24 protein-coding genes are annotated in these 21,539 nt (G+C 68.0%); 19 read left to right on the top strand and 5 right to left on the bottom strand.

Features of this window, described 5'->3' with window-relative positions:
* Positions 1 to 71: 71 nt before the first annotated feature.
* Both P8627_RS02415 and P8627_RS02410 read right to left on the bottom strand, forming a co-directional pair.
* The gene (locus P8627_RS02415; protein WP_279965907.1) at positions 72 to 1,016 is read right to left on the bottom strand and encodes a 1-phosphofructokinase family hexose kinase; all 945 of its coding nucleotides are present in this window, start codon (positions 1,014 to 1,016) and stop codon (positions 72 to 74) included.
* A complete protein-coding gene (locus tag P8627_RS02410; protein WP_279965906.1) occupies positions 1,013 to 1,726 on the bottom strand; it encodes a vWA domain-containing protein in 714 nt (237 codons plus the stop codon). The genes P8627_RS02415 and P8627_RS02410 overlap by 4 nt, the downstream gene beginning before the upstream one ends.
* Positions 1,727 to 1,908: 182 nt before the next feature.
* Here P8627_RS02410 and rplO point away from each other — a divergent pair, with 182 nt between their 5' ends.
* From rplO to P8627_RS02315, 19 genes are all read left to right on the top strand, one after another.
* Positions 1,909 to 2,373 carry a 50S ribosomal protein L15 gene (rplO, locus tag P8627_RS02405; RefSeq protein WP_279965905.1) on the top strand — a complete coding sequence of 155 codons (465 nt, stop codon included), beginning with the start codon at positions 1,909 to 1,911 and terminating at the stop codon, positions 2,371 to 2,373.
* A gap of 116 nt (positions 2,374 to 2,489) precedes the next feature.
* A complete protein-coding gene (gene secY, locus P8627_RS02400) occupies positions 2,490 to 3,848 on the top strand; it encodes a preprotein translocase subunit SecY (protein WP_279965904.1) in 1,359 nt (452 codons plus the stop codon).
* The gene (locus P8627_RS02395) at positions 3,845 to 4,495 is read left to right on the top strand and encodes an adenylate kinase (RefSeq protein ID WP_279965903.1); all 651 of its coding nucleotides are present in this window, start codon (positions 3,845 to 3,847) and stop codon (positions 4,493 to 4,495) included. Before secY ends, P8627_RS02395 begins: the two co-directional genes overlap by 4 nt.
* A 169-nt stretch (positions 4,496 to 4,664) precedes the next feature.
* Positions 4,665 to 5,033 (top strand): 30S ribosomal protein S13, encoded by a 369-nt coding sequence (gene rpsM / locus P8627_RS02390; RefSeq protein ID WP_279965902.1) that lies wholly within the window; start codon positions 4,665 to 4,667, stop codon positions 5,031 to 5,033.
* 15 nt (positions 5,034 to 5,048) lie between these two features.
* Complete coding sequence (rpsK, locus tag P8627_RS02385) at positions 5,049 to 5,444, top strand: 30S ribosomal protein S11 (protein ID WP_279965901.1); 396 nt, start codon at positions 5,049 to 5,051, stop codon at positions 5,442 to 5,444.
* A 115-nt stretch (positions 5,445 to 5,559) separates the two neighbouring features.
* Positions 5,560 to 6,576 carry a DNA-directed RNA polymerase subunit alpha gene (locus tag P8627_RS02380; protein ID WP_279965900.1) on the top strand — a complete coding sequence of 339 codons (1,017 nt, stop codon included), beginning with the start codon at positions 5,560 to 5,562 and terminating at the stop codon, positions 6,574 to 6,576.
* A 141-nt stretch (positions 6,577 to 6,717) separates the two neighbouring features.
* Positions 6,718 to 7,137 carry a 50S ribosomal protein L17 gene (gene rplQ / locus P8627_RS02375; RefSeq protein ID WP_279965899.1) on the top strand — a complete coding sequence of 140 codons (420 nt, stop codon included), beginning with the start codon at positions 6,718 to 6,720 and terminating at the stop codon, positions 7,135 to 7,137.
* Positions 7,138 to 7,320: 183 nt separating this feature from the next.
* Positions 7,321 to 7,914, top strand: a complete 594-nt coding sequence (locus P8627_RS02370; protein WP_279965898.1) for an autoinducer binding domain-containing protein — start codon at positions 7,321 to 7,323, stop codon at positions 7,912 to 7,914.
* 72 nt (positions 7,915 to 7,986) lie between these two features.
* Positions 7,987 to 8,574 carry an acyl-homoserine-lactone synthase gene (locus P8627_RS02365; protein WP_279965897.1) on the top strand — a complete coding sequence of 196 codons (588 nt, stop codon included), beginning with the start codon at positions 7,987 to 7,989 and terminating at the stop codon, positions 8,572 to 8,574.
* 66 nt (positions 8,575 to 8,640) lie between these two features.
* Complete coding sequence (locus P8627_RS02360; protein WP_279965896.1) at positions 8,641 to 9,960, top strand: replication-associated recombination protein A; 1,320 nt, start codon at positions 8,641 to 8,643, stop codon at positions 9,958 to 9,960.
* Positions 9,961 to 9,991: 31 nt separating this feature from the next.
* Positions 9,992 to 10,357: a fluoride efflux transporter CrcB gene (gene crcB, locus P8627_RS02355; protein WP_279965895.1), complete on the top strand. Its 366-nt coding sequence runs from the start codon at positions 9,992 to 9,994 to the stop codon at positions 10,355 to 10,357.
* Complete coding sequence (locus P8627_RS02350) at positions 10,354 to 11,397, top strand: RluA family pseudouridine synthase (RefSeq protein WP_279965894.1); 1,044 nt, start codon at positions 10,354 to 10,356, stop codon at positions 11,395 to 11,397. The genes crcB and P8627_RS02350 overlap by 4 nt, the downstream gene beginning before the upstream one ends.
* Positions 11,394 to 12,104, top strand: a complete 711-nt coding sequence (locus P8627_RS02345; protein ID WP_279965893.1) for an ATP12 family chaperone protein — start codon at positions 11,394 to 11,396, stop codon at positions 12,102 to 12,104. The genes P8627_RS02350 and P8627_RS02345 overlap by 4 nt, the downstream gene beginning before the upstream one ends.
* Before the next feature lie 227 nt (positions 12,105 to 12,331).
* Positions 12,332 to 13,351, top strand: a complete 1,020-nt coding sequence (locus P8627_RS02340; protein ID WP_279965892.1) for an amino acid ABC transporter substrate-binding protein — start codon at positions 12,332 to 12,334, stop codon at positions 13,349 to 13,351.
* Positions 13,352 to 13,496: 145 nt separating this feature from the next.
* Positions 13,497 to 14,798 (top strand): amino acid ABC transporter permease, encoded by a 1,302-nt coding sequence (locus P8627_RS02335; protein ID WP_279965891.1) that lies wholly within the window; start codon positions 13,497 to 13,499, stop codon positions 14,796 to 14,798.
* Between the two features lies 1 nt (position 14,799).
* Positions 14,800 to 16,095: an amino acid ABC transporter permease gene (locus P8627_RS02330; RefSeq protein WP_279965890.1), complete on the top strand. Its 1,296-nt coding sequence runs from the start codon at positions 14,800 to 14,802 to the stop codon at positions 16,093 to 16,095.
* A 13-nt stretch (positions 16,096 to 16,108) separates the two neighbouring features.
* Complete coding sequence (locus P8627_RS02325) at positions 16,109 to 16,888, top strand: amino acid ABC transporter ATP-binding protein (RefSeq protein WP_407932961.1); 780 nt, start codon at positions 16,109 to 16,111, stop codon at positions 16,886 to 16,888.
* A 192-nt stretch (positions 16,889 to 17,080) separates the two neighbouring features.
* On the top strand, positions 17,081 to 17,518 hold the full coding sequence (locus tag P8627_RS02320; RefSeq protein WP_279965889.1) for a universal stress protein: 438 nt from the start codon (positions 17,081 to 17,083) through the stop codon (positions 17,516 to 17,518).
* A 59-nt stretch (positions 17,519 to 17,577) separates the two neighbouring features.
* The gene (locus tag P8627_RS02315; protein WP_279967529.1) at positions 17,578 to 19,104 is read left to right on the top strand and encodes an alanine/glycine:cation symporter family protein; all 1,527 of its coding nucleotides are present in this window, start codon (positions 17,578 to 17,580) and stop codon (positions 19,102 to 19,104) included.
* 68 nt (positions 19,105 to 19,172) lie between these two features.
* Here the strand turns inward: P8627_RS02315 and P8627_RS02310 are convergent, their stop codons facing one another.
* The 3 genes from P8627_RS02310 to phaZ all read right to left on the bottom strand — a co-directional run bounded on the left by P8627_RS02310 (position 19,173) and on the right by phaZ (position 21,531).
* Entirely contained in the window at positions 19,173 to 19,646 is a 474-nt protein-coding gene (locus P8627_RS02310; protein WP_279965888.1) for a VOC family protein, read from the bottom strand.
* Positions 19,643 to 20,143 carry a DUF6151 family protein gene (locus P8627_RS02305; RefSeq protein WP_279965887.1) on the bottom strand — a complete coding sequence of 167 codons (501 nt, stop codon included), beginning with the start codon at positions 20,141 to 20,143 and terminating at the stop codon, positions 19,643 to 19,645. Before P8627_RS02305 ends, P8627_RS02310 begins: the two co-directional genes overlap by 4 nt.
* Before the next feature lie 71 nt (positions 20,144 to 20,214).
* Positions 20,215 to 21,531 carry a polyhydroxyalkanoate depolymerase gene (gene phaZ / locus P8627_RS02300; protein WP_279965886.1) on the bottom strand — a complete coding sequence of 439 codons (1,317 nt, stop codon included), beginning with the start codon at positions 21,529 to 21,531 and terminating at the stop codon, positions 20,215 to 20,217.
* Positions 21,532 to 21,539 lie beyond the last annotated feature (8 nt).

Raw genomic sequence — 21,539 nt, 5'->3', positions numbered from 1 at the left:
GGGCAGAGGCACCACGCGCGCGGGCGGCTGTCCAGAGCGGGGGCGGCGGGGCGGCGGGCCCTTGCCGGTCGTCAGAGCGCGGTGCGCTCCACCCGCGTGAAGAACCGCTCCGTGTCGCCGCGCTGGCAGAGGCGCGTGCCCTCCTCCTGCACGGCGGAGGCGGCCGCGGCGGTGCCCCAGCAGCAGGCGGTCACCGCGTCCTCGCCGCGCGCGATGGACATGGCGAAGGCCGCGACGAAGCTGTCGCCCGCGCCGATCTTGGAATGCGGGATGACGACCGGCGGGCGCGTCAGGCCGCGCCAGTCGGGGCTCGCGATGACGGTACCCTGCGCGCCGGCGGCGATCATCACGATCTCGGCGGCCTGCGCCGCGCGCAGCTTCTCGGCCAGCGCGGCCATGTCGTCGAGACTGTTGAGGGTGCGGCCCGACAGCTCCTCCGCCTCGACCGTGTCCATGCGCAGCACGTAGAGCCCGGCGCGGGCCTCGGCCGCGCGTTCGAGCGCGGGACCCGAGGTGTCGATGATCATCCGCGCGCCGCGGCGCGCCAGCGCGGGCGCGAGGTCGAGGAAGAAATCGACCGGCAGGCCCGGCGGCAGCGAGCCCGAGGGGATCACCAGCGCGCCCTCGGTCACCGCGGCGAGGATCGCGGCGCGCGCGGCCGTCGCGTCCGCCTCGGTCCAGTCCGGGCCGGGCAGCATGAAGCGGTATTGCAGCCCGGTGGCGCGGTCGCGGACCGAGATGGATTGCCGGGTCGGATGCGTGACGCCCAGGGGCTCGGGCGTCAGGCCCTCGGCGCGGATCCGGGCGACCAGTTCGTCGCCCGTGGTGCCGCCATAGGCCACCAGCGCGCGCGACGTCCCGCCCAATCCGGCCACAGCGCGGCTGATATTCACACCGCCGCCACCGGGATGGATCAGCGGCGCGGTGCAGCGCAGCTTGCGGTCGGGGATGACGGCCTGCGCCTCGGTCGACAGGTCCAGCGCGGGGTTCGCGGTGACGGTGATGATATCGGTCATGAGCGTCTCCGGGGGTCGGTCGCGGGGGCGGCGCCGATCAGCGCGCAGCCCAGGGTCGCGCGCAGCGCCTCGACCAGCTCGTCCACGGTGTCGGTCGGCACGAACAGCCCGCCGGTCCAGTCGGACAGGCACTTGGCCACCGTGTCGCCCGCATATTCCTGCTGGTCGGGATTGTCCCAGGCGAAGAAGTCGCGCGTGGCCTTGAAGCCCACGACATGGATGGTGAGGTCGGCGGCCTCGGCCGAGAGCCGCCGGCCCAGCGCGCAGGGGCGCCCGCCGCAGGTCTCGTTGCCGTCGGTGACGAGCACAACGATGGCCTTCCGCTCGCGGAAGGCCAGAAGCTCGGCGGCGGCCTCGACGGAGGCGGCGAGCGGGGTCAGGCCTTCGGGACGCAGCGCCTCGATCTCGGCGGTGACGCGGGCGGCGGCGCGGTCGATGGGCGGGAAGCGTAGCGAGATGCCGGTGCAGGCATCCGCGCCGCCCGGACCGTAGGTCAGAAGGCCGATGCGGCGGTAGAGCTCGACCTCGGGCATGGCGCGGGCCATGGCGCGGCGCGCGTCCTCAATGCGGGTGGCGTCCTGGATATCGAAGCCGATCTCGGACATCGAGGCCGAGCCGTCGAAGACCAGCATCGCGTCGGTGGCGCAGGGCCCCTGCGCCTGCGCGGGCAGGGCGAGGGCGCAGATCAGGGCGGCGGAGGCGAGGCGCATGTGCCTGTCTCGCGCGGCTGCGCGGGAAGGGCAAGCCGCCGGGCCGCCCCGGGCGGGGGGCGGCACCTTGCGCGCGGGGCGCGGCCCTCCTATACGCGCCGGGTCCGTCCGCGGACACGAATCGAAACGCCGCGTTCGCTCCACATCGCTTCGGGGGCGCTTCCGGCAAGAGGAGAAGCGACATGAAACTCAACGATCTGCGCGACAAACCCGGCGCCACCCACAAGCCTAAGCGCGTCGGCCGGGGCCCCGGTTCGGGCATCGGCAAGACCGGCGGCCGCGGCATCAAGGGCCAGAAATCCCGCTCGGGCGTGGCGATCAACGGCTACGAGGGCGGCCAGATGCCGCTCTACCAGCGGCTGCCCAAGCGCGGCTTCAACAAGCCCAACCGCAAGTCCTTCGCCGTCGTGAACCTGGGCAAGCTCCAGGCCTTCATCGACGCGGGCAAGCTGGACGCGGCCAATGTCACCGAGGACGCGATGGTCGAGTCGGGCCTCGTGCGCCGCAAGCTCGACGGCATCCGGCTGCTGGGCAAGGGCGAGCTGACCGCGAAGGCCGCGATCACCTGCACCGGCGCCTCGAAGGGCGCGGTCGAGGCGGTCGAGAAGGCCGGCGGTTCGGTCACGGTTCCGCAAGCGGCCGAGTGAGCCGTCGCGGATCGGTTGTGGGCGGGCGCGGCGCCGCTTACATGGTCTGAAGTTTTCCCTGACGCCGCCCGCGGGAAAGCCCGCAGGGCGGCGTTTCAGCATCGAGAGGGGCTCTCATGGCATCAGCCGCAGAGCAGATGGCCGCAAACATGAGCTGGGGCGCGTTCGGCAAGGCCAAAGAGCTGCGCCAGCGCATCCTGTTCACGATCGGCCTGCTGATCATCTACCGCTTCGGCACCTATATCCCCGTGCCCGGGATCGACGCGGGCGCGCTGCGCGACTTCGTCGAGCAGGCGAGCGCGGGGCTGGGCGGTGTGCTGAACATGTTCACCGGCGGCGCGATCGGGCGCATGGGCGTCTTCGCGCTGGGGATCATGCCCTACATCTCGGCCAGCATCATCGTGCAGCTGATGACCGCGATGGTCCCGCAGCTCGAGCAGTTGAAGAAGGAAGGCGAGCAGGGCCGCAAGAAGATCAACCAGTACACGCGTTACGGCACCGTGGCGCTGGCGACGCTGCAGGCCTACGGGCTGGCCGTCTCGCTGGAATCGGGCGGTCTGGTCACCGATCCGGGCTGGTTCTTCCGCGCCGCCTGCGTGGTGACGCTGGTCGGCGGCACGATGTTCCTGATGTGGCTGGGCGAGCAGATCACCGCGCGCGGCATCGGCAACGGCATCTCGCTGATCATCTTCGTGGGCATCGTGGCCGAGCTGCCTGCCGCGCTGGCGCAGTTCTTCGAGAGCGGCCGCACCGGCGCGCTGTCGACGCCGGTCATCCTGGGCGTGGTGCTGATGCTGCTGGTGACGCTGCTCTTCGTGGTGTTCATGGAGCGGTCCCTGCGCAAGATCCACATCCAGTACCCGCGCCGCCAGGTCGGGATGAAGGTCTATGACGGCGGCTCCAGCCACCTGCCGATCAAGGTGAACCCGGCTGGCGTGATCCCGGCGATCTTCGCCTCGTCGCTGCTGCTGCTGCCGACGACGATCAGCACCTTCTCGGGCCAGAACTCGGGCCCGATCATGTCGACGATCCTGGCGTATTTCGGCCCCGGGCAGCCGCTTTACCTTCTGTTCTTCGCGGGCATGATCATCTTCTTCACGTATTTCTACACCCACAACGTCGCCTTCAAGACGGATGACGTGGCCGACAACCTGAAGAACCAGAACGGCTTCATCCCGGGCATCCGCCCCGGCAAGCGGACGTCGGAATACCTCGAATACGTCACCAACCGCATCCTCGTCCTCGGCGCGGGCTACCTGGCGCTGGTCTGCCTGATCCCCGAGATGGTGCGGCAGGAACTGGCCATCACGGCCTATTTCGGCGGCACCTCGATCCTGATCATCGTCTCGGTCGGGATGGACACGATCCAGCAGGTGCAGTCGCATCTGCTCGCCCATCAATACGAGGGCCTGATCGAGAAATCGCAACTGCGCGGCAAACGGCGCGGGCGGAACAAGGGGACAGCCAGACGATGAACATCATCCTGTTGGGACCGCCGGGCGCGGGCAAGGGAACCCAGGCGCGGCGGCTCGAGGCGGAGCGGGGCATGATCCAGCTCTCGACCGGCGACATGCTGCGCGAGGCGCGGTCCTCGGGCACGGCGATGGGCAACAAGGTCGCCGCCATCATGGATGCGGGCGAGCTGGTCACCGACGAGATCGTCATCGGGCTGATCGAGGAGAAGCTGCAGGGCGAGCATGGCGGCGGGTTCATCTTTGACGGCTTCCCGCGCACGCTGGGGCAGGCCGACGCGCTGGACGCGATCCTGGCCAAGCACGGCACCGGGCTCGACGCGGTGGTAGAGATGCGCGTCAACGACGCCGCGCTGGTCGAGCGGATCGTGGCGCGGTCGACCTGCGGCAGCTGCGGCGAGGTCTATAACGACATCACCAAGCCGATCCCCGAGAGCGGCGAGTGCAGCAACTGCGGCGGCACCGAGTTCAAGCGCCGGGCCGACGACAATGCCGAGGCGCTGAACACACGGCTGATGGAATACTACAAGAAGACCTCGCCCCTGATCGGCTATTACTACCACGCCGGAAAGCTGCGCCCCGTGGACGGGCTGGGCGAGATCGACGGGGTCGCGCGGGCGATTTCCGACGCCTTGTTCGAAAAGGCTTGACAGGCCGCCCCCGAGCGCTTGACGCGCCCGCCCGAAGCCCTTAGGTCGCAGGCTCCGCCGGGAATCGAACGGGTTCCCGGCCATCCGTATTTGCCCCCGTCGCACCGGCGCGGGCGTTGTGAAAAAAGGTTCTGGAACTACGGAACCGCAACGAAGAAGGAAGCTCCATTTGGCTCGTATCGCAGGCGTCAACATCCCCACGGGGAAGCGCGTTCCCGTCGCGCTGACTTACATCACGGGGATCGGTCCCTCGAAGGCGAAGGAAATTATCGACGCCGTGGGCATCGATAGCAGCCGCCGCATCAACGAACTCTCCGACCAGGAAGTGCTGTCGATCCGTGAATATATCGACGCCAACCTGACGGTCGAGGGCGACCTGCGCCGCGAGACGCAAATGAACGTCAAGCGCCTGATGGATCTCGGTTGCTACCGTGGCCTGCGCCACCGCCGCAACCTGCCGGTTCGCGGTCAGCGCACCCATACCAACGCACGCACGCGCAAGGGCCCCGCGAAGGCCATTGCCGGCAAGAAGAAGTAAGGGAGGGCAGGACCAATGGCACGTGATACCCGTCGTGGCGCGCCCAAGCGCAAGGAACGCAAGAACATCGCCGCCGGCGTTGCGCATGTGAACTCCTCGTTCAACAACACCAAGATCCTGATCTCGGACGTGCAGGGCAACGCGATCTCGTGGTCGTCGGCCGGCACCATGGGCTTCAAGGGCTCGCGCAAGTCGACCCCCTACGCCGCTCAGATGGCTGCCGAAGACGCCGCCAAGAAGGCGCAGGAGCACGGGCTCAAGACCCTCGAGGTCGAGGTCCAGGGCCCCGGTTCGGGCCGTGAGAGCGCCCTGCGCGCGCTGGCCGCGGTCGGCCTGCAGATCACCGCGATCCGCGACGTGACCCCGATCGCGCATAACGGCGTCCGCCCGCCGAAGCGCCGCCGCGTCTGACGATATTTCGACGACAGGGCAGGGGCCGCGACGCGCGGTCCCTGCCCACGCCGTTTCAACCTCGAGTGTCCACCCAACCGCCCCGGGGTGCGACGAGAATGGAGGGATTGGGCCCATGATCCACAAGAATTGGCAGGAACTCATCAAGCCGCAACAGCTTGACGTTCGTCCGGGGAACAACCCCGCCCGCCAGGCCACCGTCGTGGCCGAACCGCTGGAGCGGGGCTTCGGCCTGACGCTCGGCAACGCGCTGCGCCGCGTGCTGATGTCCTCGCTGCAGGGCGCGGCCATCACCAGCGTCCAGATCGACAACGTCCTGCACGAGTTCAGCTCGGTCTCGGGCGTGCGCGAGGACGTGACCGACATCATCCTCAACCTCAAGGGCGTCAGCCTGAAGATGGAAGTGGAAGGGCCCAAGCGCCTGTCGATCTCGGCCAAGGGTCCGATGGTCGTCACAGCCGGCGACATTTCCGAGTCTAACGGCATCGAGGTTCTGAACCGCGACCACGTCATCTGCCACCTCGACGACGGGGCCGAGCTCTACATGGAGCTGACGGTCAGCACCGGGAAGGGCTACGTCTCGGCCGACAAGAACAAGCCCGAGGATGCGCCCATCGGCCTGATCCCGATCGACGCGATTTACTCGCCGGTCAAGAAGGTCTCCTACGAGGTGCAGCCGACCCGCGAGGGCCAGGTGCTCGACTACGACAAGCTGACGCTGAAGCTGGAAACCGACGGCAGCCTCGCGCCCGACGACGCCGTGGCCTATGCCGCGCGCATTCTGCAGGACCAGCTTCAGGTCTTCGTCAACTTCGACGAGCCGGAAGCCGCCCGCGCCGATGGCGATGCCGACGATCTCGAGTTCAACCCGCTTCTGCTGAAGAAGGTTGACGAGCTGGAGCTGTCGGTGCGTTCGGCCAACTGCCTGAAGAACGACAACATCGTCTATATCGGCGACCTGATCCAGAAGACCGAAGCCGAGATGCTGCGCACCCCGAACTTCGGCCGCAAATCCCTCAACGAGATCAAGGAAGTGCTCTCGGGCATGGGCCTGCATCTGGGGATGGATATCGTCGACTGGCCGCCCGAGAACATCGAGGACCTGGCCAAGAAGTTCGAGGACAACTTCTGATCGCTTTCCCGCCCCGGGCCACGGTCCGGGGCGGGGCAATGCCCGCCTGATGCGGGGAATACTCGGGCCTAACGGCCCCAAGGTGAGGGTCCCGCCACGCATGGGACCCCGGACAAAGCATAAGCATACGGAGATAGACCCATGCGTCACGCCCGCGGATACCGCCGCCTGAACCGGACCCACGAACACCGCAAGTCGCTGTTCAAGAACATGGCCGCCTCGCTGATCGAGCACGAGCAGATCAAGACGACGCTGCCCAAGGCGAAGGAGCTTCGGCCCATCGTCGAGAAGATGATCACGCTCGCCAAGCGCGGCGATCTGCACGCCCGCCGCCTGCTGGCCTCGCGCCTGCATGACGAGGCCGCGGTACAGAAGCTGATCGACGTCCTGGCCCCGCGCTACACGGACCGCCAGGGCGGCTATGCGCGCGTGCTCAAGGCGGGCTTCCGCTACGGCGACATGGCGCCCATGGCCATCATCGAGCTGGTCGACCGCGATGTCGACGCCAAGGGCGCGGGCGACCGTGCACGGCTCGAGGCCGAGGACGCGCTGGAGGGCTGAGCCTCCCGCCGCCAGGCACCCGACGATCCGAAAGCCCCGCCCCCTCGGCGGGGCTTTTTTCGTTGACACCTCAGGGGCTTCCGGGCGGCACCGTTTAGGCTTTGTTAACCCCCCGGGGCGTCTAGTCTGGTTAACCCTCCTTCGTTGAGCAGATCGACACCCATGCCCGAGAGACGCCGCCTCATGGTTCGCTACCTGCAGCGTCTCGATGACCTCGGGCCGGCGGGCTACACGGTCGGGGCGCATATTCGCTTCGCCACGCCCCTGTTCATGCGCAGCACCTACCCGGCCGATTGGCAGGAGCTCTACCGGTCGCGCTCCTTCGCGCTGCGCGATCCGCTGGTCTTCTGGGGCATCAGCCGCACTGGCGCGATCCGCTGGTCCGAGATCGACCTGCCCGACCCGTTCGGCATCATGCGCCAGGCGGCGGAGCACGGGCTGCGCTTCGGTGCGGTCGCCGCGGCGGGCAAGATCACCTCCCGCACCATCGTGGGCGTCGCCCGCCGCGACCGCGAGCTGACCGATCCCGAGATCGAGGCGCTGGCCGAGATCGCCGAGGGGCTGCACGAGGTCGCGGGGCTTCCGCCGCGCCTGACGCAGGACGAGCTCGACGCCCTGCGGCTGATCGATGCGGGCGCGGAGAAGCCGGACGCGGCGCTCGAACTGGGAATTACGGAGGCCGCGCTCGAAGCGCGGCTTTCGACCGTCCGGGCCAGCCTGGGCGCAGAAACCACGGCCGAGGCACTGAGAATGGCAAGAGAATACGGGCTGATCTGAACCCGACCCCACATCGCGAGCAACCCCGGTCCCCTGGTGTCATCGACAACCCGGCAGAGGAAGAATTGCCCCATGCAAGTCACGACCCTTTCCATCCAGAACATCCACAACCATGGCGAGCTGTTCGCCGAGCTGCTGCGCGCGCGCCACCGGACCTTCATCGAGCAGGCGCAGTGGGACCTGCCGCAGGCGGACGGGATGGAATTCGACCAGTACGACACGCCCGCCAGCCGGTGGGTCGCCGTGCACGAATTCGGCCGCGTCCTGGCGGGCGTCCGGCTGACGCCCACGACGCATCGCTGCGGCATCTACAGCTACATGATCCGCGACGCGCAGCGCTGCCTGCTCGACGACATTCCCCCGGGGATCATCGACCGGCCCGCCCCTGTGGCGCCGCATATCTGGGAGTCGAGCCGCGTCTTCGTCAGCGACGAGGTGCCCGCGAAGATGCGGATGCGGGTGCAGATGCAGCTGATCGGCGAGATGGTGAAATCGGCGCGCGCCCTGGGCGCGACCTCGGTCCTGGGCCTGATCCCGGCCAGCTCGCCCCGCCTCGCGCGGCGCGTGGGGCTCGATTGCCGGCCCGCGGGCCCGGTCACCTGGATCGGGGGCGCGAACGCGGTCTGCGTCGATATCCCGATGGCGACGAAGATGCACTGACCCCCCGGCGCCGCCGCAAGCCGGGCGTGTCTTCCCGCGCGGCGGCGCCGCCTCTATATCGGGGGGATGGCCGATCTCTTCGACATGGGCGCGCAGGCGCCGCGCAGCGAAACGCCCGCGCGCCCCGGCCCGCTGGCCGACCGGCTGCGCCCGGCGACGCTGGACCAGGTGGTCGGGCAGGGGCACCTGCTGGGCCCGGACGGGGCGCTGACGGCGATGCTCTCGGGCACCCTTCCGAGCCTGATCCTCTGGGGGCCGCCGGGCGTGGGCAAGACCACCATCGCGCGGCTTCTGGCGGACCGGGCCGACCTGCATTTCGTGCAGATCAGCGCGATCTTCACCGGCGTGGCCGACCTGCGGAAGGTGTTCGAGACGGCGCGCAACCGGCGGGCCAACGGCACCGGCACGCTGCTCTTCGTCGACGAGATCCACCGCTTCAACAAGGCGCAGCAGGACGGCTTCCTGCCGCATATGGAGGACGGGACCATCACGCTGGTGGGCGCCACGACCGAGAACCCCTCCTTCGAGCTCAACGCGGCGCTGATGAGCCGCGCGCAGGTCCTGACGCTGAAGCGGCTGGAGCTGCGGGACATGGAGCTGCTGACCCAGCGGGCCGAGAAAGAGCTGGGCGCGAAGTTGCCCCTCGACGGGCCCGCCCGCGCGGCCCTGCAGGAGATGGCCGATGGTGACGGCCGGGCGCTCCTGAACCTCGTCGAGCAGGTCCATGGCTGGGGGGCGACGGACCGGATCGACCGCGAGACGCTGGCCGCGCGGCTGCAGAAGCGTGCGGCGCAATACGACAAGTCGGGGGACGCGCATTACAACCTGATCTCGGCGCTGCACAAATCGGTGCGCGGCTCGGACCCGGACGCGGCGCTCTACTGGCTGGCGCGGATGTTGAAGGGCGGCGAGGACCCGCGCTACCTGGCCCGCCGGGTGACCCGCATGGCGGTCGAGGATATCGGCCTGGCCGATCCGCAGGCGCAGACGGTCTGCCTGCAGGCCTGGGAGACCTATGAGCGGCTGGGCTCGCCCGAGGGCGAGCTCGCCATCGCCAACGCGGTCGTCTACCTCGCGCTCGCGCCGAAATCGAATGCCGGCTACGCGGCCTACAAGGCGGCGATGAAGGGCGCGGGCCAGACCGGGTCCGAGCCGCCGCCCAAGCATATCCTGAACGCGCCCACCAAGTTCATGAAGGGCGAGGGCTACGGCGAGGGCTACGCCTACGATCACGACCAGGCGGACGGCTTCTCGGGGCAGAATTACTTCCCCGACGGGATGAAGCGGCCGGTCTACTACGTGCCCGTCGATCGCGGCTTCGAGCGCGAGCTGGGCCGCCGCCTCGACTGGTTCGTCGAGCAGCGCGCCAAGCGGGCCAAGGGTTGACAGTCTCGCGCCGCGGGTGGAGACGCCCGCGATGATTTCGACAACGCTTCAAGTCGCTTTGGGCGGCGCGCTGGGTGCGGCGCTGCGCTTCCTCCTGGGCACGGCGCTGCTGCGGCCCGGTTTCCCGATTGGCATCCTCAGCGTCAACGTGATCGGCTCGTTCCTGATGGGGCTGCTGGTCGTGTGGCTGCACCAGCGGGGGCTGGCCGGCTGGCAGCCTTTCCTGATGACCGGAGTGCTGGGCGGCTTCACCACCTTCTCGGCCTTCTCGCTCGAAACGATGACGCTGATCGAACGCGGGGCGGCGGCGCAGGCGCTGGCCTATGTCGCGCTCTCGGTCGGGCTGGCGGTGGGTGCGCTGGCGCTGGGCGTCTGGCTGGCGCGGGCCACGGCATGAGCGGCGTGCAGACGATCACCGTAGGCGCGGGCGAGGGCGATCAGCGCCTGGACCGCTGGCTCAAGCGGCGCTTTCCGCAGGTCACGCAGGGCTTCGTCGAGAAGGGCTGCCGCAAGGGCGAGATCCGCGTCGATGGCGGCCGGGTGAAGGCCAGCACCCGCGTGGGCGAGGGCCAGGCCGTGCGCGTGCCGCCGATGCCCGAGGGGCAGGCGCCGGCAGCGCCGCGCCGCGACAAGGTCGCCCGCGCCGATGCCGAGATGATCCGGTCCTGCGTGATCTATCGCGACGACCATATCCTGGCCCTCAACAAGCCGCCGGGGCTGGCTTCGCAGGGCGGGTCGGGCCAGACGCGCCATGTCGACGGGCTGGGCGACGCGCTGCGCTTCGACGCCGAGGAGCAGCCACGGCTGGTGCACCGTCTGGACAAGGACACGTCGGGCATCCTGATCATGGCGCGCAACCGGCTGACGGCGGCGGCCCTGTCCGAGGCGTTCCGCGACCGTGACACGCGCAAGATCTACTGGGCCGTCGTCGCGGGCGTGCCGCATCCGCGCATGGGAACCATCCGCTACGGGCTGGTGAAGGCCGGCGGCGGCGGGGACGGGGGCGAGAAGATGCGCGCCATTCATCCCTCCGAGGTGCCGGAGGTGAAGGGCGCGAAGAACGCGACCACCGATTACGCGGTGCTCGAGGCGCTGGGCACGCGCGCGGCCTGGGTGGCGCTGGTGCCGGTGACGGGCCGCACCCATCAGTTGCGCGCGCATATGGCCGAGCTGGGCCACCCGATCGTGGGCGACGGCAAATATGGCGGCTCGGGGCAGGAGAACCTGGGCGACGGCTGGGGCGCGCAGCTGGGCGGCGAGGTCAGCCGCAAGCTGCATCTGCACGCCCGCTCGCTCAGCCTGACGCATCCGGTCACGGGCGCGCGGCTGCAGCTGGCCGCGCCGCTGCCCAAGCACATGGCCGAGACCTGGGCGATGCTGGGCTGGGATGCCGCCGAGGTGCCCGACGACCCCTTCGCCGAGGAGGACGCGTCATGAGCGAGTGGAAGGCCCGCCGCTTCTGGACCGCCGCCACCGTCGAGGAGGTCGCGGGCGGCTACACTGTCCGCCTGGACGGCCGCCCGGTGAAGAGCCCGTCCAAGACCGAACTCATCATGCCGTCGCGCGCGCTGGCCGGGGGCGTCGCCGCGGAATGGGACGCCCAGGCGGAGGTGATCGACCCGCTGTCGATGCCGCTCACGCGGGCGGTGAACAGCACGCTCGACAAGGTCATGCCGCAGGCGGAGGCCGTCGCCGCGCATCTGGCGGAATATGGCGGCTCGGACCTCTTGTCCTACCGCGCCGCCGGCCCGGCCGAGCTGGTCGCGCGCCAGTGCGCGGCCTGGGACCCGATGCTCGACTGGGCCGCCGAGGCGCTGGGCGCGCGGCTGGCGGTGACCGAAGGCGTCATGCCGGCCGCCCAGCCCGCCAACGCGACCGAGGCGCTCCACGCGCGGGTCGCGGCGCTGTCGGCCTGGGAGCTGACGGCGCTGAGCGAATTCGTCACGCTTTCGGGCAGCCTCGTCCTCGGGCTGGCCGCGATGGCGGAGCAGGATATCGAGACGCTCTGGCGGGCCTCGCGCATCGACGAGGATTGGCAAATCGAGCAATGGGGCCCCGACGAGGAGGAGCAGAAGCTGACCGCCTCGCGCCGGGCCGCCTTCCTGCAGGCCGCGCGCTACCTCGAGCTTCTGCGCGCGGGCTGATGCGCCGGCCGCCGCCTTGGCAGGCAGCACCGGGGGCAGGCTGACGCTTTCCGAGGCGTCTGCCCCTTAATGCGGCATCGTCCCTTGACCTTCCCAGCCCCATCTGGCCTCTTTCGCGGCAGTGAGGGGGATGAACATCCTCACGTCAGAACTGCCGGTCCCGATGCATCGGGGGTCGGCGCCGCGCCTTCGGGGAGAGGGCGCGGTCCATCAGGAAGAGGTAACTAATGAAGAAATCCGTATTTCTCGGCACCGTGGCCTTCGCCGGTCTGGCTGCCGCGGCCGCCTCGGCTGCGACTCTGGACGACGTCAAGGCCCGCGGGACGCTGAACTGCGGCGTGACGACCGGTGTCCCGGGCTTCGCCGAGCCCGACGCCAATGGCGAATGGCAGGGCTTCGACGTGGCCGTCTGCCGCGCCGTCGCCGCCGCGGTCCTGGGCGACGCGACCGCCGTGACCTTCGTGCCGACCACCGGCAAAACGCGCTTCACGTCGCTCGCCTCGGGCGAAATCGACATGCTGGCCCGGAACACCACCTGGACCTTCTCGCGCGACACCGACCTGAAGTTCGACTTCACCGGCATCAACTACTATGACGGCCAGGGCTTCATGGTCCCGGCCGCGCTGGGCGTGTCCTCGGCCACCGAGCTCGACGGCGCGACGGTCTGCATCCAGACCGGCACGACGACCGAGCTGAACCTCGCGGACTACTTCCGCGTGAACGGCATGTCCTACGAGCCCGTTCCGATCGAGACCGGCGCCGAGGCCGTTCAGCAGTACCTGGCCGGTGCCTGCGACGTCTACACCACCGACCGCTCGGCCCTGGCCGCGCAGCGCGCGGGCTTCGAGAACCCCGCCGACAGCGTGATCCTGCCCGAGGTCGTTTCCAAGGAGCCGCTGGGCCCGCTGGTCCGTCACGGCGACTCGGAGTGGTTCGACATCGTCAAGTGGACGCTCAACGCCCTGATCGCCGCCGAAGAGTACGGCGTGACCAGTGAGAACGTCGAGGAGCTGGCCGCCGCGCCGGGCGACAACCCCGAGGTGAACCGCCTGCTGGGCACCGAGGGCGAGCTGGGCGCCATGATGGGTCTCGACAATGAGTGGGCCCGTCGCGCCATCGCCGCCGTCGGCAACTACGGCGAGGTCTTCTCGACCAATATCGGCGAGGAAACGGCGATCGGCCTCTCGCGCGGCCTGAACGCGCAGTACACCGAGGGCGGGCTGCTCTACTCGCCGCCCTTCCGGTAAGACGATTTCGGTCAGGGGCGCGGTCATGCCGCGCCCCTTTCCACAGCTGAAACGATAATCTCTCGGGGATCCGAGGGGCGGCAAACGTCCCCGGCATCGGCGGCCCAAGCGGCCGCTCCGCCCGACGGGAACACGGGGAAAACAGATGACGATCATGACCGATCCGCCGCGGGACGACGGATTCCGCCTCGGCAAGCTGATCAGCGACACGCGCTATCGTTCGATCACCTTCCAGGTCATCACGCTGGTGCTTCTCGTGCTCGGGATCGGGTATCTGATCTCGAACCTGCTCGCGAACCTCGCCGATCTGGGCCAGGACCTGAGCTACGACTTCCTCGCGGCGCCTTCGGGCTACGACATCAACCAGCAGCCCATTCCCTATGACAGCCAGTCGACGCATCTGCGGGCGACCATCGTGGGGGCGCTGAACACGCTGATCGTGGCCTTCCTGGCCTGCGTGACCGCGACGGTGCTGGGCGTGATCGCGGGCGTGCTGCGCCTGTCGAAGAACTGGATCATCTCCAAGCTGATGGCCGTCTATGTCGAGGCCTTCCGCAACATTCCGGTCCTCATCTGGATCATCATCATCTTCACCGTCGTCGCGAACGTCTTCCCGCAGCCGCGGGACTTCCGGGGCGAGGAGGCGACGGCCTCGCCGCTCTTCGGGGTGATCGCGGCGACGAACCGCGGCGTCTACGTGCCGCGCCCCTATTTCACCAACGGCTTCGGCCTGACCGACGAAGAGGCGCTGTCGCAGGGCGCCACCGACGCGGATGCGTTCGAGCTGGCCGCAACGCAGGGGGCGCTGCTGGACTGGCTGGTGATCCTGGCCGTCCTGGCCGGGTCCTTCTTCGCGGCGCGCGCGATCCTGAACTGGGCCAACCGCACGCAGGAGGCGACCGGCAAACGGCCGGCGACGTTCTGGCCGACGCTGGCCGTCTGGATCGTGCCGATCACCTTGGTCTGCTGGTTCATGGGCCTGTCCTGGGAGGTCCCGGAACTGCGCGGCTTCAACTTCCAGGGCGGCATCCTGATGCGCGGATCGCTGATCGCGCTGTGGTTGGCGCTGTCGATCTACACCGGCGCCTTCATCGCCGAGAACGTGCGCGCGGGCATCCTGGCCATCTCGAAGGGCCAGACCGAGGCCGCGGCCGCTCTGGGCCTGCGCCCGCGGCGGATCATGAACCTGGTGGTTCTGCCGCAAGCGCTGCGAGTCATCATCCCGCCGCTGATCTCGCAATATCTCAACATCACGAAGAACTCCTCGCTGGCCATCGCCGTGGGCTACATGGACCTGACGGCGACCCTGGGGGGCATTACGCTGAACCAGACGGGGCGGGCGATCGAGTCCATCCTGCTCTTGATGCTCTTCTACCTGACGATCAGCCTGCTGATCTCGTTCTTCATGAACATCTACAACAACTCCGTCCGGCTGAAGGAGCGCTGAGATGAGCGATACGCACGCCCAATCCGTCGCCTTCGTCCGCGAGACCGAGATCCCGCCCGCGCCGCCCCCGGTCACCGAGACCGGCGCGGTGAAATGGGTTCGCGAGAACCTATTCTCGGGCCCGTTCAACACGATCATGACGCTGCTGGGGCTCTACGTGGTCTACTGGCTGCTGTCGGGCCTGATCCCCTGGATCGTCAACGGCACCTGGGAGGGCTCGTCGATCCGCGATTGCCGTGAGATTATCGGCGACACCGGCGGCGGCTGCTTCGCGGTGCTGGGCGAGCGCTGGAACCAGCTTCTCTTCGGGTTCGAATACCCGTCCGAGCTCTACTGGCGGCCGACGCTGGCCTTCGTGCTGCTCTTCATCGCGGTGCCGCAGGTCCTGTTCATCAATCTGCCGCGCAAGCTGCTGATCCTGACCGCGCTCTATCCGTTCCTGGCCTATTGGCTGATCTGGGGCGGCTCGCTGCTGATCCCGACCTTCGCGCTCTTGGGACTGGCCGTCGGCTACCTGGCCTTCCAGCGCGGCGAGCACGTGAACTTCGCCGCGGGCCTCGCCGCCTTCGTGGTGGGCGCCGCCGCGACCTGGTGGCTGGGCGGCTTCGTCACCGCGGCCTTCCCGAACCTGCTGGCGCTCGAGCCGGTGGAGAGCCGGAACATGGGCGGCTTCATGCTGAACCTGATCCTCGGCATCGTCTGCGTGTCCCTGTCGCTGCCCATCGGCATCCTCCTGGCGCTGGGCCGGCAGTCGCGCATGCCGCTTATCAAATATGTCTGCGTGATCTTCATCGAGTTCGTGCGCGGCGTGCCGCTGATCACGCTGCTCTTCGTGGCGAACGTGGTGCTGGCCTACTTCCTGCCGCCGGGGACGAATTTCGACCTGATCCTGCGGGTGATCATCATGATCACGCTCTTCGCATCGGCCTATATCGCCGAGGTGATCCGCGGCGGCCTGGCCGCGCTACCGAAGGGTCAGTACGAGGCCGCCGACAGCCTCGGGCTCGACTATGCGCAGGCGATGCAGCTCGTGATCCTGCCGCAGGCGCTGAAGATCTCGATCCCGGGCATCGTCAACGTGGCGGTGGGTCTGTTCAAGGACACCACGCTGGTCTCGATCATTTCGATGTTCGACCTCGTGGGGATGATCCGCGGACCGATCCTGTCCTCGACCGACTGGGTGGGCGTCTACTGGGAGCTGTGGGCCGCGGCCTGCGTTCTGTTCTTCGTCGTCTGCTACGGCATTTCGCAATACTCGCAGTGGCTCGAACGCCAGCTGCAGACCGACCATCACTGAGGGGGCCTGAACCATGGCTATGGCTGACACCAATCCGCAGGGCATGACCGTCTCCGACGAGGTGGCCATCGAAATCAAGAACATGAACAAGTGGTACGGGTCGTTCCACGTGCTGCGCGATATCGACCTGACCGTGCAGCGGGGCGAGCGGATCGTGATCTGCGGGCCCTCGGGCTCGGGCAAGTCGACGCTGATCCGCTGCATCAACGCGCTCGAGGAGCACCAGCAGGGGTCGATCGTCGTCGACGGCACCCCGCTATCGTCGGATCTCAAGAACATCGACCGGATCCGCTCCGAAGTCGGGATGTGCTTCCAGCACTTCAACCTCTTCCCGCACCTGACGATCATGGAGAACTGCACGCTGGCCCCGATCTGGGTCCGCAAGATCCCTAAGCGGGAGGCGGAAGAGACGGCGATGCACTTCCTCGAGAAGGTCAAGATCCCCGAGCAGGCTGACAAGTATCCCGGCCAACTCTCGGGCGGTCAGCAGCAGCGGGTCGCCATCGCGCGAAGCCTCTGCATGCGGCCCCGCATCATGCTGTTCGACGAGCCGACCTCGGCCCTCGACCCCGAGATGATCAAGGAGGTGCTGGATACGATGATCCAGCTCGCCGAGGAGGGGATGACGATGCTCTGCGTGACCCACGAGATGGGCTTCGCGCGCCAGGTCGCCAACCGCGTCATCTTCATGGATGCCGGCCAGATCGTCGAACAGAACGAGCCGGAATCCTTCTTCAAGAACCCGCAGAACGAGCGCACCAAGCTGTTCCTGAGCCAGATCCTCGGACACTGAGGCGCACGGGCTTCGCCACGGCGTCGGGGCGGTCCTTCGGGGCCGCCCCGCTGCGTTCCGGGGCCTCGCAACAATGATGCGCGCTTTATGACATCCTTTCCCCTAGGGTAACTTAGGGGCCGGTCGAATCCGGTCTCCAACAGCCTCCGCCGCCTCTCGAAGGGGCGAAAGCGGACAGGAGAGAGGACAGTCATGACAACAAAGCTCGTGGTGGGCCTGGACGGCCACGCATCGGGAGAACGGGCGCTGGCGCATGCCAGGCACCTGGCCGAGTTGATCGGCGACTGCGAATTGATCGTGGTCTATGTCGTCGAATGGTCGCCGTTTTCGTTCCAGACCCCGGAGGAGAATGCCGAGCGTCACAAGCGCCGGGAGGAGGAGCTGAAGCTCGCCCATGACCGGATCATCGACCCGGCGGTCAAGAAGCTCACCGATGGCGGCATGAAAGCCGAAGGGATCGTGCGGCACGGCGACGTGGCGCAGACCCTCAATCGCGTCTGCAAGGACAAGGGCGCCTCGCAAATCGTCGTCGCCCGCTCCTCCGAAGGCGGCTTCGCGCAGCGCGTCTTCGGCAGCTCCACTTCCAACCTGGTCATGAGCGCTTCGGTGCCCGTGACCGTCGTGGCGTGAAGGAACATCGCATGGACATCTTCAAGAAACTCGCGGGCGCACCGCTCGCATTGACGCTCATGACCGCTGCCGCCCGCGCGCAGGAGGCGACGACCCCGTCGGAGGCTCTGACGCTGGACCAGCAGGTCAACGAGATCTTCGCCAGCGCGACGGGCCCCTTCGTCAGCCTGATCTTCGCACCCTTCCCGGGTACGGAATTCCCGTGGATCGTGATGTGGCTGGTGGTCGCGGCGACGGTCTTCACGCTCTATTTCGGCTTCGTGCAGTTCCGCTTCTTCGGCCATTCCATCGCGCTGGTGAAGGGCGACTACTCCGATCCCGACGACGCGGGCGAGGTCAGCCACTTCCAAGCGCTTGCGACCGCCCTGTCGGGCACCGTGGGCTTGGGCAACATCGCGGGCGTCGCGGTGGCCGTCGGCATCGGCGGGCCGGGGGCCACGTTCTGGATGATCCTCGCAGGCCTGCTGGGCATGGCGTCGAAATTCACCGAGTGCACGCTGGGCGTGAAATACCGCAACGAGTATCCCGACGGCACCGTCTCGGGCGGGCCGATGTATTACATGCAGAAGGGCTTCGACGAGCTGGGCCTGCCGGGCGGCCGGATCCTCGCGATCCTGTTCTCGGTCTTCTGCATCCTGGGCGCGCTGGGCGGGGGCAACATGTTCCAGGCCAACCAGGCGCATGCGCAGATCTCGGGGATCGTGGGCGATTTTCCGGGCTGGATCACCGGCCTTGTCTTCGCCGCGGTGGTCTTCGCGGTGATCGTCGGCGGCATCAAGTCCATCGCCAAGGTGACCGAGAAGGTCGTGCCGTTCATGGGCATCATGTATGTCGGCGCGGCCCTCATCATCCTGATCGTGAACTACGACATGATCGGCGCGGCCTTCGGCCAGATCTTCGCGGGCGCCTTCACCGGCCTCGGCGTGGCAGGCGGCTTCGTCGGCGCGCTGATCCAGGGCTTCAAGCGGGCGGCCTTCTCGAACGAGGCGGGCGTCGGCTCGGCGGCCATCGCCCACTCGGCGGTGCGCACCAAGGAGCCGATCACCGAGGGCTTCGTCTCGCTGCTCGAGCCGCTGATCGACACGGTCGTCATCTGCACGATGACGGCGCTTGTCATCACCATCTCGGGCCAGCTCATCATGGACGAGGCGACGGGCAACTTCCTGCTCAACGAGGCGGGCACGGCCATCGCGACGGTGGGCGACACGTCCGGCGTGGCGCTGACCTCGGCGGCCTTCGGGTCCTCGATCTCGTGGTTCCCCTACGTGCTGGCCATTGCGGTGATCCTCTTCGCCTTCTCGACGATGATCTCGTGGAGCTATTATGGGCTGAAGGCTTGGACCTATCTCTTCGGCGAGGGGAAGACGACGGAGCTTGTCTTCAAGCTGATCTTCTGCGTCTTCATCGTGATCGGCGCGGCGGCGAGCCTCGGGCCGGTGATCGACTTCTCGGACGCGGCGATCTTCGCCATGGCCGTGGTCAACATCTTCGCGCTCTACTTCCTGATGAAGCTGGTTCGCATCGAGCTGACCTCCTACGGCGCGCGGCTGAAGGCCGGAGAGATCCGCAAATACGCCACCGCCTGAGAGCGGCGGCCTCGGCAGACAGGAAGGGCGCCTCGCGGGGCGCCCTTTCGCTTTTGGGACGGGTCTGGTTAGTCCTCGGCCTCGGCCAGCAGCGCCTCGACGTCGAGCCAGTCATTGACCATCTCGAGTTCGCCATCGGCGTCGCGCGGCCAGTCCCCGGGCGCGCGGTCGCGGTAGAGCTCGACCCCGTTGCCGTCCGGATCGTCGAGATAGACCGCCTCGCTGACGCCGTGATCGGCGGCGCCGGTCAGCGCCACCCCGGCCGCCTTCGCCCGCTTGACCGCCGCGCCGAGCGCCGCGCGGTCGGGATAGAGGAAGGCCGTGTGGTAGAGACCGGGATGGCCCTTCGGGCCGGGTTCGGCGCCGCGGCTTTCCCAGACGTTGAGGCCCAGGTGATGGTGGTAGCCGTCCCCCGAGAGGAAGGCCGCGCCGCGCCCGTAGCGCTGCGTCACCTGCAGGCCGACCACGTCGCGGTAGAAGGCGATCGACCGGTCGAGATCGGCGACCTTCAGATGCACGTGCCCGAGGGTCGGGGCGGTCATCGCCGCACGCCCATCAGCGCCGCGGCGCGCTCCTCCCGGCTGAGCACGGTGGGGTCGACGACCGGGTTGCCATCCGCGTCGAAGAAGGGCGTCTCGCGCCATTTGCCCGACAGGTTATGCGCCGCGACGCGCTTGGCCATGCGCGCGATCATGCGGCCCGCGCCCTTGTGGCGCTGCTTTCCATTGTCGCCGGGGATGAAGGCCTCGGCCTGCACGGGGCCGGCGGCGGTCGGGTCTTCCAGCCGGTCGGTATTCACCCCGACATGCACGAGGCGGGGCTTGAGCGGCGTATAGAACAGCGGCGTGTCGCAGCAGGTCGCGTACCAGCGCAGCGCACCGCGCGGGCTGTGGCGGAAGACCCGCAGATTCTCGCCGCCCTGCGTGATGCGGATGCGGTCCTGCGCGGTCTGCAGGATGCCCACCTTCTCAGGATCGGCGAGGCCGAGATGCGTGTAGGCCGCGCGGCAATCATGGCAGTGGCAGACGATATTCGTCATGTCCGCGGGCGACACGTCCGCGATTTCGCCCCGAAGGGTTCCACAGCGGCAGGCGAAGCCCAGCGTGGCCATCAGACAGGCAGGTGGCCGGTCTCGTCCGGCTGCGCGAGATGCACGGGCGTGGGCGTCTTGCGCGTCTTGCGGCGCGGCTTGGGCCCTTCGCTGTTCGCGTCGATGAAGTCGAGCACCAGCGGGCGGATGTTGCGCCGCCACGAGCCGCCGGCGAAGATGCCGTAATGGCCGGCCTCCGGCTCGATATAGCTCGCCTTCTTCTCGTCGGGCAGGCCGGTCAGCAGTGCCAGCGCGGCAACGCATTGGCCGGGCGCCGAGATGTCGTCCTTGCCGCCTTCGACCGTCTTCACGGCGACGTTGGTGATCTTGCCGAAATCGACTTGGTGGCCGTCGACGACGAACTCGTTCTTCGCGATCTCGAGTCCCTTGAAGATCCGCTCGACCGTCGAGAGGTAGAACTCGGCGGTCATGTCCATCACGGCGAGGTATTCGTCGTAGAACTTGTTGTGCTTGTCGTGGTCGGAGGCCGTGCCCTCGGCCACGCGGAGCATCTGGCTCCAGAAGGCGCGGCTGTGGGTCTCGGCGTTCATCGACACGAAGGACGCGAGCTGCAGCAGGCCCGGATAGACCATCCGGCCGGCGCCCTCGTATTTGAAGCCCACGCGCTGGATCATCGACTGCTCGAGCTGGCCCATCGTCACACGGCGTCCGAAATCGGTCACGTCGGTGGCGGCGGCGTCGGGGTCGATCGGCCCGCCGATCAGCGTCAGCGTGCGCGGCTGCGCCTCGGGCTCCTGCTCGGCCAGCAGCGCGGTGGCGGCAAGGGTGAGCGGCGCGGGCTGGCAGATGGCGATGACGTTCAGGTCGGGACCGAGCTTGCGCATGAAATCGGTCAGGTAGAGCGTGTAATCCTCGATATCGAACTTGCCGGCGCTGACCGGAATGTCGCGCGCATTGTGCCAATCGGTCACGAAGACGTCGGCATCGGGCAGCAGCGAGACCACGGTGGAGCGCAGAAGCGTCGCGTAATGCCCCGACATCGGCGCCACCAGCAGGATGCGGCGGGCCTGCGGCGGCCGGCCCTGCACGTTGAAGCGGACGAGGTCGCCGAAGGGCTTCTCGACGACGGTCTCGGGGGTGACGATCATGTCGCGCCCGTTCTCGTCGGCGATGGGCAGGATGTTCCAGTCGGGCTTGACGATCATCCGGTCGAAGCTGCGCTCGGTCACCTCGCCCCAGGCCGCCATCATCGAGATGGCGGGGTTCGGGATCAGCGAAAAGGCCGGGTATCCCGCCATGGTGCGGGCGGTCGCCCCCAGCCAGGCATTGGTGTTCCGGGCGGCTTCCATGAGGTCATAGGCGACCATGTAGCGCATGGGTCTTC

It is taken from the genome of Jannaschia sp. GRR-S6-38 (assembly GCF_029853695.1).
In the GTDB taxonomy this organism is placed as follows: Bacteria; Pseudomonadota; Alphaproteobacteria; order Rhodobacterales; family Rhodobacteraceae; genus Jannaschia; species Jannaschia ovalis.
Note: the sequence above shows the minus strand (reverse complement) of the source record. Positions and strands in the feature narration are given on the sequence as shown.